Raw genomic sequence first — 14,502 nt, forward strand, 5'->3', positions numbered from 1 at the left:
GGGCGGGGTCGTGCGGTAGGGGTTGTAGTCCACCGGCGGCTGCGGCGGCGCCTGCTGGTGCGGCGGGGCGTACGGCACGGTCGTGGCGTACGACGGGTAGCCGGGCACCGCGGCCGCCCGGTGCAGCGCCAGGTCGGCCACCAGGTAGTGGACGCCGACCAGGGGGACGAGGGCGATGGCGGTGAGCATCGCCACGTCGGTCCAGGGGCTCTCCTCCGGCAGCGTGCCGACGGTCGCGAAGGAGGCGATGCTCACCGCGGTGCAGATCCAGAAGAACACCCAGTCCATGGTCCGGCGCCGCTGGATGGCCAGGTGCAGCAGCGGGAGGCCGGACAGGAAGCCGCAGCTGATCGCGGTGATCGTGAGGAAGATGGCACGGAGCGTGATCGCCGTGGCCTTGGACTGAGCGGGTGGGTACGGCGGGACCGGGCCGGGGCCGTTCATCACTGCTCTCGTACTCCCTGGACATCAGTGCGGAGGACAGCTGCGGGTGGTATCGCGAGAGTATCCGCCGTCGCCGACGGGCTGTCACCCGATCCCGTAACTATTCGGGACGCACCGTGCCGTCGGTCAGCCCGTCGTAGAGCCCCTGCACCAACTGCTCACCCAGCTGTCCCGCCAGCCGCAGGGTCTCCTCGAAGGCGGCCAGGGTGCGGAAGCGTTCACCGTACCGGCGCTGGTCGGCCGGCGGCAGCCGCGGCACCTGGAGCCGGCGGACGTCCAGCCGCGTCGCGGTGGAGGCGTAGCTGCTGGCCTGGCGGTTGTTGGCGGTGCCGCGCAGGAAGCCGGCGAGGAACCAGGGGTCCAGGGCGGCCGGGTCGGGGCGCAGCAGGTGGAGGTTGCGGCCGAGGGCCGCCCCGGCGGTGGCGGCGTCGACGACGCGGGCGGCCGAACCCCGGCCGAGCACCGGGACGACCACGTCGCCCTCCTGCGTGAGGACCGGCTCCTCCCCGGGTGGCCCCTCGGGCAGGCTGCCGCTCGGCGCGCCACCGCCGAGGACGTCGTGCTCGGTGAGCACGGCGGGACCGCCACCGGGGCGGGCGCTCCCGGTGCCGCCCGCGCGCAGCACCAGCGCCCCGGCACGGGCCAGTTCGCCGACCGTGGTGAGCGGCCAGCGGGAGGGCTCGGCCGCCCCGGCGGGGGCGGGGGTGAGCTCGGCGGTGCGCAGCAAGGTGGCGGCCAACCGGTCGCGCACCCCGGCGAGTTCGGCCGCCCCGCCGCCCGCGGCGGGCGGCGGCAGGTGGCGGGCGGGGGCCAGGTCCACGTCGTCGTCGAGCAGGTCGATGACCTTCAGGGCGCGGCTCACACCGGGCCGCTCCTCCGTGGTGCCGTGCCGGTCGAAGGAGTGCCAGGCGTCCAGCACGGTGGCGCGCACCGACTGCCAGGGCACCTTCTCGCCGCCGGGGGCCGCGTCCTGCGACCCCGCGGTGTCGACCAGCAGCAGGTGCGGGGAGGCCGCCGCGCCGGCGCCCGGCCTGCGCAGCACCCACAGGTGGAGCGGGATGCCGTACGGGGGCGCGGCGCCGGCCGGGAGCGCGACCACCGCGCGCAGGGCGCCGCGCCGCAGCAGGTCGGCCCGGATCCGGCGGCCGGAGCGGCGCGAGGCGGCGGCGGGCGGCATGAGCAGCACGACGGTCCCGCCCTCCCGGACCCGGGCCAGGCAGTGCTGCACCCAGGCGAGTTCGGACTCGGTGCGGGCAGGGAAGCCGTACTCCCAGCGGGGGTCGTAGGCGAGGTCCTCGTGGCCCCAGTTGCGCTCGTTGAACGGCGGGTGGCACAGCACCGCGTCGGCGGCGAGCCCGGGGAAGGCGTCGGCGCGCAGGCTGTCGCCGCCGGCGACCCGCACCACGGCGGCGGGGTCGGCGTGCAGGGCCAGCCGCAGCGCCGCCAGCGCGGCCAGGTCCGGGTCGGCCTCCTGGCCGTACACCTCGTGCGGGGCCTCGACGGCACGCAGCAGGGTCCCGGTGCCGCAGGCGGGGTCGAGCACGGTACGGGCGGGGCCGGCGAGCGCGGCCATCAGCTCGGCGGGCGCGGCCGGGGTCAGCGTGTACTGCCGGGGGTTGGCGTCCAGGTGGCGTCCGAGCAGGAACTCGTAGGCCTGGCGCGGGCCCATTCCCGCGGCGAGCTCGGCGGCGCCGCGCAGCAGTTCGGCGTCGACGGGGGTGCCCAGGGCGAACCGCCCGCCGAAGTGCCGCTCGAAGAGGTCCCGTACGGCGTCCTCGGCCTCGGCGCCCTCCATCCGGGGCCCGTCGGCGGGGTGTTCACGGACCAGCAGACAGACGGCGCCGGCCTGCCGGAGCGCGGCCGCGGTGCCCGAGGGATGGGACTCGGCCCGCTGCCAGACCCGTTCACGCAGCGGGACCTCGGCGAGTTTGCCCTGGGCACGGAGCCAGCTCTCGACCTCCGGCAGCGCGAAGGCCGGGCTGGTGTCGGTGCCCCCCACGGGCTTGGGGAAGTCGGCGTGCCTGCGGCGCCAGTTGCTGACGGCCGCCCGCCCCACCCCGGCCAGCCGCGCGATCCCGGCGGCGGTCACCTCGCTTGCGTTCTCCGGCACCTGGCTGGCTCCCTTCCCGCGGCGGGGTGCGGCTGTGGCCCCGAGCATAGCGGTGAACGAAAGATCCGACCCTTCACGCGTGAACTCACGTGAATCGAGATTGCATGTTGACTCGGTTCACAGCTCGTGCTGTCATTGACCCATCGGTTCACGGAGTCCCCGGGCATTCCGCCGGCCCGCAACCGTCATCCACACGCTGTCCACCAGGGGGGACGATCCTCATGGCCACCACTCGCGGAGCGCTCACGGCGCTCGGCTGCGTCACCGCCGCCCTCACCATGGCCGCCTGCGGCCCGCTCGGCGGCACGGCGGAACCGGCCGCCACCGGCCTCGCCGACCAGCCGGCCACCACCATCGAGAAGAAGGCCGTGGCCGCCATGAAGTCCGCCCCGGCGATGACCGTCGACCTCGACGGCATCTCCGACGGCGAGCGGATGAAGTTCCGCATGACGATGAGCAGGACCGGCGACTGCAAGGGTGAGGTCACCGCCGAGGGTGGCACCGTCCAGCTCGTCAAGGCGGGCCCCTCGCTCTACATGAAGGGCGACGACGCCTTCTGGAAGAGCCAGGGCTCCGACGGCGCCGCGATGAAGGACCTCCTGGCCGGCCGGTGGATGAAGACCAAGGCCGACACGCCGGACAACAAGGACCTCGTCGAGGCCTGCGACCTGAACGAGTTCCTCGTCGAGGTGGAGAAGGACTCGGACGGCGAGCTGGGGGGGAAGAAGGGCGAGCCCACCACCGTGGCGGGCAGGCCCGCCGTGCCGATCACCAGCAAGGACGGGGCCGAGACCACCACCGCCTACGTGGCCACCGAAGGCAAGCCGTACCTGCTGAAGCTGGTCGTCAAGGGCGGCAAGGAGCCCGGCACGATGGTCTTCTCCGACTTCGACGAGACGGCCGCGATCACCGCCCCGGCGGCCAAGGACACCGTCGACATCGACAAGCTCGCCGGCTGAGCCACCGGCTACGATCCCCGGGCCCTGGCGCGCGCCGCGCCAGGGCCGTCCCCTTCCCGAGAACGGCGGAACGCACCATGGAAGACCGCATACCCGACGACATCGCCGCCCTCGCCGCGGCCGAGGGGCTCGGACGGCACCGCCTCACGATCATGCCGAAACGGCACGGCTTCCTGATGACGTGCAACTTCGTGTTCATGATCCTCGTGGGGCTGGCCTGCTTCGTGCTGCCCGGCCTCTGGTTCCTCCACCATGCCCTGCGCACCCCCAACTTCTCCCGCAAGGCCGCCGCCCGGCGCCTCCACTTCTTCGAGTCCGGGCTGGTCGAGATCGACCACGCCGGCGTCCCCGCCGCCTTCCGCTGGGACTCGATGACGGTGCTGCAGGAGATCACCGAGTCCTACGTCAACGGCATCCACGTCGCCACCGGTTACCGCTACACGCTGCACAAGCCGGACGGCACGGTCCGGAAGATCCTCAACTTCTACGCGGAGCCGGAGCGGTGGGGGCCGTTCATCCAGCAGGAGGTCGCCGCCTTCCAGCTGCCGGGAATGCTGCGGATGCTGGCGGAGGGGCGGACGCTGACCTTCGGGGACATCTCGGTCAACCGCTCCGGCGTCGCGACGCCCCGGCGCGGGGCCGTCACCTGGCAGGAGATCGAGGGCGTCCGGGTCACCGACGGCGTGCTCGTGCTGAAGAAGGCCGGCAAGTCCCTGTCCTGGTCGTCCAAGAAGGTCAAGGACATCCCGAACTTCCTCCTCTTCCTCTCCCTTGTGGACGAGCTGCGCCGAACCTCCGTCGCGCACTGACCGTCCGGGCGTCGTACGCCCCCTGCCCGGCCCCACCTCCCACCCCCTAGAGTGCCAAGGTGCTGACAACCAGGGCGGGATCGGCAGCGGCAGCCGTCGCCGTGCTGCTCGGCGTGGGTCTGGCCGGGTGCACGGGCGAGGGCCTCGGCAGCGGCACGGGCAGCGGGGCCGGGAGCGACGGGGCCCCGAAGGGCAGCGCGCTCAAGGCGGTCGGCGACCTGGCGGTGAAGGGCCGGGCGCCCAAGACGGGCTACGCGCGGGACGAGTTCGGCGCGGCCTGGGCGGACACCGACCACAACGGCTGTGACACCCGCGACGACATACTCCGCCGGGACCTCACCGGCACCTCCTTCCGCGCCGACCGGGGCGGGGACTGCGTCGTCGCCTCGGGCACCCTCGACGACCCCTACACCGGGAAGCGGATCGACTTCACGCGCGGGCGCAGCACGGTCGACATCGACCACGTCGTGGCGCTCAGCGACGCCTGGCAGAAGGGCGCCAAGTACTGGTCCCGCGACAAGCGCAAGCAGATCGCCAACGACCCGCTGAACCTCCTCGCCGTCGACGGCCCGACCAACCGCGGCAAGGGCGACGGCGACGCCGCGACCTGGCTGCCGCCGGACAAGGCCTTCCGCTGCCCGTACGTGGCCCGCCAGGTGGCGGTGAAGAAGAAGTACGGGCTGTGGGTCACCGGGGCCGAGAAGGCCGCCATGGAGAAGGTGCTCGGCACCTGCCCCGACGAGCCCCTGCCGGACGCCGGCAGGCCGGTGACGTCCGCCGGCGGGAACGGCGGCAGCGGCGACAGCGACGGCTCCGGTTCGGGCGACGGGAAGGAGGGCACCGCCCCCTCCCCGGGTGCTTCGTACGCGAATTGCGCCGCGGCCCGCGACGCCGGTGCGGCCCCGCTGCACCGCGGCGACCCCGGCTACTCCCGGGCGCTGGACCGCGACGGCGACGGGGTCGCCTGCGACACCTGAGGTACCGCGGATCGTTTGTGCAGTGTGTTGTGCGGATCGCTGGATATCCCGGTGCCCTGCTCAATATCCTCGATCACTGCATCACTGCCAGGTCGTGCACCGTCGCTCGATCCCTTGCCGGGAGGCAAAAATGCTCCGCCGCAGGACTGCTCTCTCCGCCACCGCCGCCGCAGCCGTGCTGCTCGCAGCGCCACTGCTGACCTCCTGCGGCACGCCGCACGCAGGTGCCGCGGCCGTCGTGGACGGCCGGCAGATCACCGTGGAGACGGTCCAGGCGAAGGTCGCCGCGGTGCGCGCCGCGCAGGAGAAGACCCCGCAGGCCGCCCAGCTCATCGAGGCCAGCAGCGACCTCCAGCGCAACGTCGTGCACCGGCTGGTGCAGAACGAGGTGATCGAGAAGGCGGCGCAGGACGTGGGCGTCTCCGTCACCCGCAACGAGCTCCAGGAAGCCCGCGGGAACACCGAGAAGCAGGCGGGCGGCAAGGCGGCGCTGGAGGCCCAGCTGCTGCAGACCTACGCGATGGTGCCCGCCGACATCGACGACAGCATCCGTACCGACCTGCTGATGCAGAAGGTCGCCGCCCACTACGGCGCCGACGTGCAGACCCCCGAGGGCCAGACGGCGCTGATCAAGGTGCTGCGCGACACGTCGAAGAAGCTGAACATCGACGTCAACCCGCGCTACGGGAAGTGGAACTCCGACAAGCTCGACCTGGACGCCACCAAGGACCCGTGGCTGACCGAGGTGAGCCGCCGCGCCGCCCAGGCCTGATGCACCGGAACCGGGGCCGGGTCCGACCTCGGACCCGGCCCCGGCGCCGTTGCGCGGCGAGGTAGTTTCGTCGGGTGGACCACTCCGATGACTCCGCCCGTCCGGGCCGCCTGGTACTGCTGACCACCACCCACCGGGTCGCCCCCGGCCTGCTCTCCTGGCCCGCCTGGGAGCTGCTGCGCGCCGCCGACCTGGTCCTCTGCCCCGACCCCGGGCACCCGCAGCTGCCGTACCTGCGCGAGGCCGGGGTCGCCGTCGAGGCGTCCGCGCCCACCGGGCGGGAGCTGGTCGACCTCACCGAGGGCGGCCGCACCGTGGTCTACCTGGCCGGCGGCGAGGGCGACCGCGGCGTCACCGACGAGCTCGCCCGGCTCGGCGGCTCCGGCCGGGTCCGCATGCCGGACCTGGAGCTGCTGCCCGGGTCCTACGACCTGCCGGGTGCGCGGCTGCTCGACCTGGTGCAGGTGATGGACCGGATCCGCCGCGAGTGCCCCTGGAGCAGCGTCCGTACCACGCAGGAACTGGTGAAGTACGGCATCGAGGAGGTCTACGAGCTCGCCGAGGCCGCCGAGGAGGGCGACCGGGAGGCCCTGCGCGAGGAACTCGGCGACGTGCTGCTGCAGGTCGTCTTCCACGCGCGGATCGCCCAGGACGACCCGGAGGAGCCGTTCTCGATCGACGACGTCGCCGCCACCATCGTGGAGAAGCTGATCCACCGGCACCCGCACGTCTTCGGCGACGAGGTCGCCGAGACGCCGGAGGACGTCCGCGAGCACTGGCTGCGCACGAAGGCGGAGGAGAAGCGGCGCGGCTCGGTCACCGAGGGCATCCCCCTCGGCCAGCCCGCGCTCGCGCTCGCCGCCAAGCTCGGCTCCCGGGCCCGCCAGGCGGGCCTGTCCGTGGCCGCACCCGGCCAGGACGCCGCCGACACCGGTGAGCGCCTGCTGGCGCTCGCGCTCGCCGCCCAGGGGGCCGGCATCGACCCTGAGTCCGCCCTGCGCGCCGCCGCGCGCCGCTACCGGGACGCGATCCTGGAGGCCGAGAAGGCGGAGGCCGAGAAGCAGGGCTGACCCTCCGTTCCGGGTCATCCCCGCCGTCCCGAGTGAGTTGGGACAGAGCGGGTAAATGGGTCATATGATGCGAGCACTGGAACAGATCCAGCTGGCCGTGCCGCACGACTACATCGTCGGCATCGCGCCGCTGGTAGTGGGCATTTTCCTGGTCGGGATCCTCGTCGGCGCGGTGTCGATCGGGATGTGGGCCCGGGGCAAGGAACCGCCCCCCGAGCAGAAACCGCAGCCCCGTGGCGGGGCGTGGCACACCCGCCAGGAGTACGGCCGGGAGACCCCGGCCGACCACGGCCCCGGCCACCAGGACGGTGAGCGGCACACGCTCACCGAATGGCGGGAGCCGGACGAATGGCCGCAGGACGGCGTCCGGCGCCTCCCGCACTCCCTGAAGGGCTTCGGCAACTGGGGCTCCCACGGCGTGCCCGGCCCCGAGGGCGCCACCCGCGGCCCCGCGGGCACCCGCAGCCCCGAAGGCGGCACCCGCAGTCCCGCGGGCACCGCGGGCGGGTCCCCGGGCGGCGCTCCCAGGGGCGCACCGACCCGTTCCGGGCCGGGACAGGAGGAAGGCGGCAAGGAGGAGCACTGAGCCGCGGGCACCGGGCCCGGCCGCGGCCGCTCTAGGCTGGCGGCCATGCGCATCGACGTAGGGCACGCGTGGCCGCGCGACGAGGCGGCGGCCCGGGCCCTGCAGGACCGGCTCCGACCGCTGGCGGACCACCGCGGGCCCGGCCCGCAGCGACCGCGGTACGTGGCCGGACTGGACGTCGCCTACGGCGGCGGTCACGGTGTCGAGGGCGACACCGTCGCCGCCGCCGTCGTCGTGCTCGACACCGCGACGCTGGCCCCCGTCGAGCAGGTCACGGCGACCGCCCGGGCCACGTTCCCGTACGTCCCCGGGCTCTTCGCCTTCCGCGAGCTGCCCGTGCTGATCGACGCGCTGGAGAAGCTCTCCGTCACGCCCGACCTGCTGCTCTGCGACGGCCAGGGGCTGGCGCACCCGCGGCGCTTCGGGCTCGCCTGCCACTTGGGCGTGGTCACCGGCCTGCCGGCGGCGGGGGTGGCGAAGACGCCCTTCGTCGGCACCTGGGACCCCGCCGCGCTCGGCGACGCCCGGGGATCGACCGCACCGCTGGTGGAGGCGGGGGAGACGGTGGGCCGGGTGCTGCGGACCCAGGCCGGGGTGAAGCCGGTCTACGTCTCGACCGGCCACGGCGTCGACCTGGACACCGCCTGCCGTCATGTGCTCGCCCTGGCCCCCTCCTACCGCCTCCCGGAGACGACCAGGCTCGCCGACCGGCTCAGCCGCGACCGGCTAACGTCATGGGGTGCATGAGAGCGTGACCCCCGACCCCGGCATCCCGGCCGCCCCCGAGCTGTTCACCTGGCAGTTCGCGACCGATCCGTACCCCGCGTACGCGTGGCTGCGCGAGCACTCCCCGGTGCACCGCACGACCCTGCCCAGCGGGGTGGAGGCCTGGCTGGTCACCCGGTACGCGGACGCCAAGCAGGCGCTCGCCGACGCACGGCTCAGCAAGAACCCCGTCCACCACTCCGAACGCGCCCACGCCAAGGGCAAGGTGGGCATCCCGGGCGAGCGCAGCGCCGACCTGATGACGCACCTGCTCAACATCGATCCGCCCGACCACACCCGGCTGCGGCGGCTGGTCTCCAAGGCCTTCACCCCGCGCCGGGTGGCGGAGTTCGCGCCGCGGGTGCAGGAGCTGACCGACCGCCTGATCGACGGTTTCGCCGCCAAGGGCGAGGCGGATCTCATCCATGAGTTCGCGTTCCCGCTGCCGATCTACGCGATCTGCGACCTGCTGGGCGTCCCCGCCGAGGACCAGGACGACTTCCGCGACTGGGCGGGCATGATGATCCGGCACGGCGGCGGGCCGCGCGGGGGAGTGGCCCGCTCGGTGAAGAAGATGCGGGCCTACCTGCTGGAACTGATCCACCGCAAGCGCTCGGAGCTCGGCGACGACCTGATCTCCGGACTGATCCGGGCGAGCGACCACGGTGAGCACCTCACCGAGAACGAGGCCGCCGCGATGGCCTTCATCCTGCTCTTCGCGGGCTTCGAGACGACCGTCAACCTCATCGGCAACGGCACCTACACCCTGCTGCGCCACCCCGAGCAGCGGCGGCGGCTCCAGGACTCCCTCGCCCGTGGCGAGCGCGAGCCGCTCGCCACCGCCGTCGAGGAACTGCTGCGCTACGACGGGCCGGTGGAGCTGGCGACCTGGCGGTTCGCGACCGAACCCCTCACCGTCGGCGGGCAGTCCGTCGCCACCGGCGATCCGGTGCTGGTCGTCCTGGCGGCAGCCGACCGCGATCCGGAGCGCTTCGCCGACCCGGACACCCTGGACCTGTCGCGCCGCGACAACCAGCACCTGGGGTACGGCCACGGCATCCACTACTGCCTGGGCGCCCCCCTCGCGCGGCTGGAGGCGCAGTCCGCCCTGGCGACGCTCCTGACCCGGCTGCCGGACCTGCGACTGGCCGCCGAGCCGGCCGACCTGAGGTGGCGCGGCGGCCTGATCATGCGGGGCCTGCGGACCCTGCCGGTCGCCTTCTCACCGGAACGTGACTGACAGGACGTCAGAACGTGATCTTCGCGTGATCCGTGAGACACCGACTTGTGATGCATGGGCCAAGACCACTACCGTCGGGCGCCATCGCAGTATTCGAATGTGAAAGGCGATGCCGCAATGCTGAAGTCCGGGAACGGCCGACACCGCAAGCCGCGTCAGGCCCCGACCGCCATGGTCGCGGTGGCGGCGACCGGGGCGGGCCTCACGCTCCCCCTCTTCGCAGCGAGCGGCGCCAGCGCCGCCGACGCCAACAGCACCTGGAACGCTGTCGCCATGTGCGAGAGCGGCGGTCTGTGGAGCTCCAACACCGGAAACGGGTTCTTCGGCGGCCTGCAGATCACCGAGGAGACCTGGGAGCAGTACGGCGGCGCCCAGTACGCCGAGCGCCCGGACCTCGCCAGCCGCAACGAGCAGATATCCGTGGCCGAGAAGATGCTCGCTGAGCTCGGCCCGGACGCGTGGTCCGGCTGCGCCGACTCCTCCGGCCTCACCGACGCCCTCGACGGCCTGCTGCACGGCGGCCAGGACCAGGACGGCCAGGGAACGGGCGACTCCACCGGCTCCGGCGACCAGGACACCGACGGGGACGGCGCCACCTCCGGCGACGACAGCACGGGCACCACCTCCCCGGGCACCGACGAGGACACCACCGTCACCCCGGACGCCGACGCGACCGAGGGCCCCGACGCCTCCGCGACCGCCTCCGCCGACGACAAGGGCAAGGGCGAGGGCAAGGGCACCGGCAAGCACCGCAAGCCGGAGGCCGGCACCGCCACCGACGGCACCGGGAACACCACGGGTTCGACCGGTACCCGCAGCGGCGACCCCGCCGGCCTGCCGGCCCACTTCGTGGAGGGGGAGGCCGCCTGGGGCGTCGTCCCGCTCACCACCGACACGCGCGCGGAGACCAAGCAGGCCGACACCGGCCGGGACAGCGGCACCAGCGCCAAGACCACCACCGGCAGCCGCTACCTGGTGCAGGAGGGCGACTCGCTCTGCGAGATCGCGGTGGAGCAGCACGTCGGCGGCGGCTGGCGCGGCCTGTACGACGCGAACCGCGACGTCATCGGCGACGACCCGAACGTGATCAGCCCCGGCTCGTACCTGGACCTCGGCCGCTGAGGCCCCCGTGCGCCGCCGGGCCGGGAGTCCACCCCCGCCCGGCGGACACCGGCTGACATCGGGCTGAACTTTCTCCTCCGTTCCGCGCACGGGCGCGTCCATCCCCCGAGCGTGCCCGGCCGGGGCTTTTCGGGTCGGTTAGGCTCATGCCGAAACGAAGAGACATCCAGAAGGAGACCCACGTGCCGTCCATCGACGTCGTCGTAGCCCGGGAAATCCTCGACTCGCGAGGCAACCCCACCGTCGAGGTCGAGGTCGGCCTCGACGACGGCAGCACGGGCCGTGCAGCCGTCCCCTCCGGTGCGTCCACCGGTGCGTTCGAGGCCCTCGAGCTCCGCGACGGTGACAAGAGCCGTTACCAGGGCAAGGGCGTGGAGAAGGCCGTGCTGGCCGTCATCGAGCAGATCGGCCCGGAGCTGGTCGGCTACGACGCGACCGAGCAGCGGCTGATCGACCAGGCGATGTTCGACCTGGACGCCACCCCGGACAAGTCCTCCCTCGGCGCCAACGCCATCCTCGGTGTCTCGCTGGCCGTGGCCCACGCGGCCTCCGAGGCCTCCGACCTGCCGCTCTTCCGCTACCTGGGCGGCCCGAACGCCCACGTGCTGCCGGTCCCGATGATGAACATCCTGAACGGCGGCTCGCACGCTGACTCCAACGTGGACATCCAGGAGTTCATGATCGCGCCCGTGGGTGCGGAGTCCTTCTCCGAGGCCCTGCGCTGGGGCGCCGAGGTCTACCACACCCTCAAGGCGGTCCTGAAGGAGCGCGGCCTGTCCACCGGCCTCGGCGACGAGGGCGGCTTCGCGCCGAACCTGCCGAGCAACCGCGACGCCCTCGACCTGATCGTCGAGGCCATCAAGAAGGCCGGCTACCAGCCCGGCCAGGACATCGCGCTCGCGCTCGACGTGGCCGCCTCCGAGTTCTACAAGGACGGCAGCTACTCCTTCGAGGGCAAGTCCCTGTCGGCGGCCGAGATGACCGCGTACTACGCCGAGCTGGTCGCGGCGTACCCGCTGGTCTCCATCGAGGACCCGCTGAACGAGGAGGACTGGGAGGGCTGGAAGACCATCACCGAGGAGCTCGGTGACAAGGTCCAGCTGGTCGGCGACGACCTGTTCGTCACCAACCCCGAGCGTCTGCAGCGCGGCATCGACAGCGACACCGCCAACGCGCTCCTGGTCAAGGTCAACCAGATCGGCTCGCTGACCGAGACCCTCGACGCGGTCGAGCTGGCCCAGCGCAACGGCTACAAGTGCATGATGTCGCACCGCTCCGGCGAGACCGAGGACGTCACCATCGCCGACCTCGCCGTCGCCACCAACTGCGGCCAGATCAAGACCGGCGCCCCCGCGCGCAGCGAGCGCGTCGCCAAGTACAACCAGCTGCTGCGCATCGAGGAGATCCTCGACGACGCCGCGGTGTACGCCGGCCGTTCCGCGTTCCCCCGCTTCAAGGGCTGACCCCGTCCGGTGCCGCCCGCCGCGTCCGCGGCGGGCGGCACCGTGCGCCAGCAAGGGCCACCCGAACCCCACCGGAGGTGCACGTGCCGGATCGCTTCTCCACCGCGACACGCATCCGTGCCCTCGGGGCACAGGCGCAGGCCCGCGTCTATCGCGCGGCCGGCCGCCCGCGGCCGGTGCTGCCCCGTGGCCGCAACCGGCTGACCGGCCGGGCCGCGCTGCTGGCGCTGGTCGTCTGCGCCCTGGTCGTCGCCCTCGCCTACCCCATGCGCCAGTACGTGGCGCAGCGCTCGCAGATCGCCGACCAGCGCAAGCAGGCCGAGCAGGCGCGCAAGCGGGTGGACGAGCTGCGGGAGGAGAAGGCCCGCTGGCAGGACCCGGAGTACGTCAAGGCGCAGGCCCGGGCCCGGCTGCACTACGTACTGCCGGGCGAGACGGCGTATACGGTGGTGGAGCCCACCGGGGCCGCGGCTCCCGAGGACTCCGGCGCCCGCCGCAGCGACAGCGCGGCCCGCCGCCCCTGGTACGCGAACCTGTGGGACGGCGTCGACCACGCGGACGCCGCCGCCACCGCAGCACATCGTTGACGCAAGCCCCTGAGAGAGACACGCCCAGGCATGGAAAAGCCCCCGCCGCAGACCGAGCACGCCCCGCCCACCGAGGCGGACATCGCCGCCTTCAAGGAGCAGCTCGGCCGCCCGCCGCGCGGCCTGCGGGCCATCGCGCACCGCTGCCCCTGCGGCAACCCCGACGTGGTGGAGACGGCGCCGCGCCTGGAGGACGGGACGCCGTTCCCGACGCTGTACTACCTGACCTGCCCGCGCGCCGCCTCGGCGATCGGCACCCTAGAGGCCGAGGGCGTCATGAAGGAGATGACGGCCCGCCTCGCGCAGGACGAGGAGCTGGCCGCCGCCTACCGCGCCGCGCACGAGGACTACATCGCCCGCCGGGACGCCATCGAGGTCCTGCAGGGCTTCCCCAGCGCCGGCGGCATGCCGGACCGGGTGAAGTGCCTGCACGTCCTGGTGGGCCACTCCCTCGCGGCCGGCCCCGGGGTGAACCCGCTGGGCGACGAGACGATCGCGATGCTGCCCGAGTGGTGGCGCAAGGGCCCGTGCGTGAGCCCGTGCGGCACCGCCGGGCAGGAGGAGGGCGAGGACCGGTGACCCGGGTGGCCGCCATCGACTGCGGTACCAACTCCATCCGCCTGCTCGTCGCGGACGCGGACCCCGCGACCGGTGAGATCAAGGACCTGGACCGCCGGATGACCATCGTCCGGCTCGGCCAGGACGTGGACCGCACCGGCCGGCTCGCCCCCGAGGCCCTGGAGCGCACCTTCGCGGCCTGCCGCGAGTACGCGGGCGTGATCGAGGAACTGGGGGCGCGCAAGGTCCGGTTCGTGGCCACCTCCGCCTCCCGTGACGCCTCCAACCGGGACGACTTCGTGCGCGGCGTGGTGGACATCCTCGGCGTGGAGCCCGAGGTGATCACCGGCGACCAGGAGGCGGAGTTCTCCTTCACCGGCGCCACCAAGGAACTGACCGGACGTACGGACCTGGAACGGCCCTTCCTGGTCGTGGACATCGGCGGCGGCTCCACCGAGTTCGTCGTCGGCGACCGCCACGTCACGGCCGCGCGTTCGGTCGACGTCGGCTGCGTGCGGATGACCGAGCGCCACCTGGTCCGCGACGGCGTGGTCACCGATCCGCCCACCGCCGGGCAGATCGCCGCCATGACGCGGGACATCGACGCCGCCCTCGACCTCGCCGAGCGGACCGTCCCGCTGCGCGAGGCCCGCACCCTCGTCGGCCTGGCCGGGTCCGTCACCACGGTCGCCGCGATCGCGCTGGACCTGCCCGAGTACGACTGGGCCGCCATCCACCACTCCCGCGTCCCGGTCGGGACGGTGCGGGAGATCAGCGCACGCCTGCTGTCCGCCACGCACGCCGAACGCGCCGCGATCCCGGTGATGCACCCGGGACGGGTCGACGTGATCGGCGCGGGTGCCCTGGTGCTGCTGCGGATCATGGAGCGTACGGGCGCCCGGGAGGTCGTGGTCTCGGAACACGACATCCTCGACGGGATCGCCTGGAGCATCGCCTGAGCAGGGTCTTTTCCAACTGAGCGGGCTCTCGGGGCGGGCGTGACACGCCCGCCCCACAAAGTTCGTGAATTTCTTCACATG

General features: G+C 73.1%; 15 protein-coding genes. 13 read left to right on the forward strand and 2 right to left on the reverse strand.

Features of this window, described 5'->3' with window-relative positions:
• The coding region (locus PV341_RS07040) for a hypothetical protein (RefSeq protein WP_500357036.1) at nucleotides 1–444 on the reverse strand (444 nt) is incomplete at its 3' end.
• Nucleotides 445–544: 100 nt separating this feature from the next.
• Nucleotides 545–2,554: an N-6 DNA methylase gene (locus PV341_RS07045; protein WP_500357038.1), complete on the reverse strand. Its 2,010-nt coding sequence runs from the start codon at nucleotides 2,552–2,554 to the stop codon at nucleotides 545–547.
• 221 nt (nucleotides 2,555–2,775) lie between these two features.
• Here PV341_RS07045 and PV341_RS07050 point away from each other — a divergent pair, with 221 nt between their 5' ends.
• From PV341_RS07050 to PV341_RS07110, 13 genes are all read left to right on the forward strand, one after another.
• Complete coding sequence (locus tag PV341_RS07050) at nucleotides 2,776–3,513, forward strand: hypothetical protein (protein ID WP_500328679.1); 738 nt, start codon at nucleotides 2,776–2,778, stop codon at nucleotides 3,511–3,513.
• Between the two features lie 77 nt (nucleotides 3,514–3,590).
• Nucleotides 3,591–4,322 carry a DUF6585 family protein gene (locus PV341_RS07055; protein WP_500328678.1) on the forward strand — a complete coding sequence of 244 codons (732 nt, stop codon included), beginning with the start codon at nucleotides 3,591–3,593 and terminating at the stop codon, nucleotides 4,320–4,322.
• A 59-nt stretch (nucleotides 4,323–4,381) separates the two neighbouring features.
• On the forward strand, nucleotides 4,382–5,299 hold the full coding sequence (locus PV341_RS07060) for a GmrSD restriction endonuclease domain-containing protein (protein ID WP_500328677.1): 918 nt from the start codon (nucleotides 4,382–4,384) through the stop codon (nucleotides 5,297–5,299).
• 130 nt (nucleotides 5,300–5,429) lie between these two features.
• A complete protein-coding gene (locus PV341_RS07065) occupies nucleotides 5,430–6,071 on the forward strand; it encodes a SurA N-terminal domain-containing protein (RefSeq protein WP_500357040.1) in 642 nt (213 codons plus the stop codon).
• 74 nt (nucleotides 6,072–6,145) lie between these two features.
• Complete coding sequence (locus tag PV341_RS07070) at nucleotides 6,146–7,141, forward strand: nucleoside triphosphate pyrophosphohydrolase (protein ID WP_500357042.1); 996 nt, start codon at nucleotides 6,146–6,148, stop codon at nucleotides 7,139–7,141.
• A 67-nt stretch (nucleotides 7,142–7,208) separates the two neighbouring features.
• Nucleotides 7,209–7,727 (forward strand): DUF6479 family protein, encoded by a 519-nt coding sequence (locus PV341_RS07075; protein ID WP_500357044.1) that lies wholly within the window; start codon nucleotides 7,209–7,211, stop codon nucleotides 7,725–7,727.
• A 45-nt stretch (nucleotides 7,728–7,772) separates the two neighbouring features.
• Nucleotides 7,773–8,474, forward strand: a complete 702-nt coding sequence (locus tag PV341_RS07080) for an endonuclease V (protein WP_500357046.1) — start codon at nucleotides 7,773–7,775, stop codon at nucleotides 8,472–8,474.
• Nucleotides 8,467–9,732, forward strand: coding sequence for a cytochrome P450 family protein (locus tag PV341_RS07085; RefSeq protein ID WP_500328672.1), 1,266 nt, complete (start codon nucleotides 8,467–8,469; stop codon nucleotides 9,730–9,732). Before PV341_RS07080 ends, PV341_RS07085 begins: the two co-directional genes overlap by 8 nt.
• 117 nt (nucleotides 9,733–9,849) lie before the next feature.
• A complete protein-coding gene (locus tag PV341_RS07090) occupies nucleotides 9,850–10,854 on the forward strand; it encodes a transglycosylase family protein (protein WP_500357048.1) in 1,005 nt (334 codons plus the stop codon).
• 182 nt (nucleotides 10,855–11,036) lie between these two features.
• On the forward strand, nucleotides 11,037–12,317 hold the full coding sequence (eno, locus tag PV341_RS07095; RefSeq protein WP_500328705.1) for a phosphopyruvate hydratase: 1,281 nt from the start codon (nucleotides 11,037–11,039) through the stop codon (nucleotides 12,315–12,317).
• 83 nt (nucleotides 12,318–12,400) lie between these two features.
• On the forward strand, nucleotides 12,401–12,904 hold the full coding sequence (locus tag PV341_RS07100; RefSeq protein WP_500328670.1) for an FtsB family cell division protein: 504 nt from the start codon (nucleotides 12,401–12,403) through the stop codon (nucleotides 12,902–12,904).
• Between the two features lie 30 nt (nucleotides 12,905–12,934).
• Nucleotides 12,935–13,483, forward strand: coding sequence for a DUF501 domain-containing protein (locus tag PV341_RS07105; RefSeq protein ID WP_500328669.1), 549 nt, complete (start codon nucleotides 12,935–12,937; stop codon nucleotides 13,481–13,483).
• Complete coding sequence (locus tag PV341_RS07110) at nucleotides 13,480–14,421, forward strand: Ppx/GppA phosphatase family protein (RefSeq protein ID WP_500328668.1); 942 nt, start codon at nucleotides 13,480–13,482, stop codon at nucleotides 14,419–14,421. Before PV341_RS07105 ends, PV341_RS07110 begins: the two co-directional genes overlap by 4 nt.
• The last annotated feature ends 81 nt before the right edge of the window (nucleotides 14,422–14,502 follow it).

Origin of the sequence: Streptomyces sp. PA03-1a (genome assembly GCF_033792805.1) — a bacterium.
GTDB lineage: Bacteria > Actinomycetota > Actinomycetes > Streptomycetales > Streptomycetaceae > Actinacidiphila.

What these genes read in the sequence shown, in the direction of transcription:
- PV341_RS07105 (WP_500328669.1), top strand. Translation starts at nt 12,935, where the DNA reads ATGGAAAAGCCCCCGCCGCAGACCGAGCACGCCCCGCCCACCGAGGCG.
- PV341_RS07050 (WP_500328679.1), top strand. Translation starts at nt 2,776, where the DNA reads ATGGCCACCACTCGCGGAGCGCTCACGGCGCTCGGCTGCGTCACCGCC.
- PV341_RS07090 (WP_500357048.1), top strand. Translation starts at nt 9,850, where the DNA reads ATGCTGAAGTCCGGGAACGGCCGACACCGCAAGCCGCGTCAGGCCCCG.
- PV341_RS07075 (WP_500357044.1), top strand. Translation starts at nt 7,209, where the DNA reads ATGCGAGCACTGGAACAGATCCAGCTGGCCGTGCCGCACGACTACATC.
- PV341_RS07055 (WP_500328678.1), top strand. Translation starts at nt 3,591, where the DNA reads ATGGAAGACCGCATACCCGACGACATCGCCGCCCTCGCCGCGGCCGAG.
- PV341_RS07080 (WP_500357046.1), top strand. Translation starts at nt 7,773, where the DNA reads ATGCGCATCGACGTAGGGCACGCGTGGCCGCGCGACGAGGCGGCGGCC.
- PV341_RS07065 (WP_500357040.1), top strand. Translation starts at nt 5,430, where the DNA reads ATGCTCCGCCGCAGGACTGCTCTCTCCGCCACCGCCGCCGCAGCCGTG.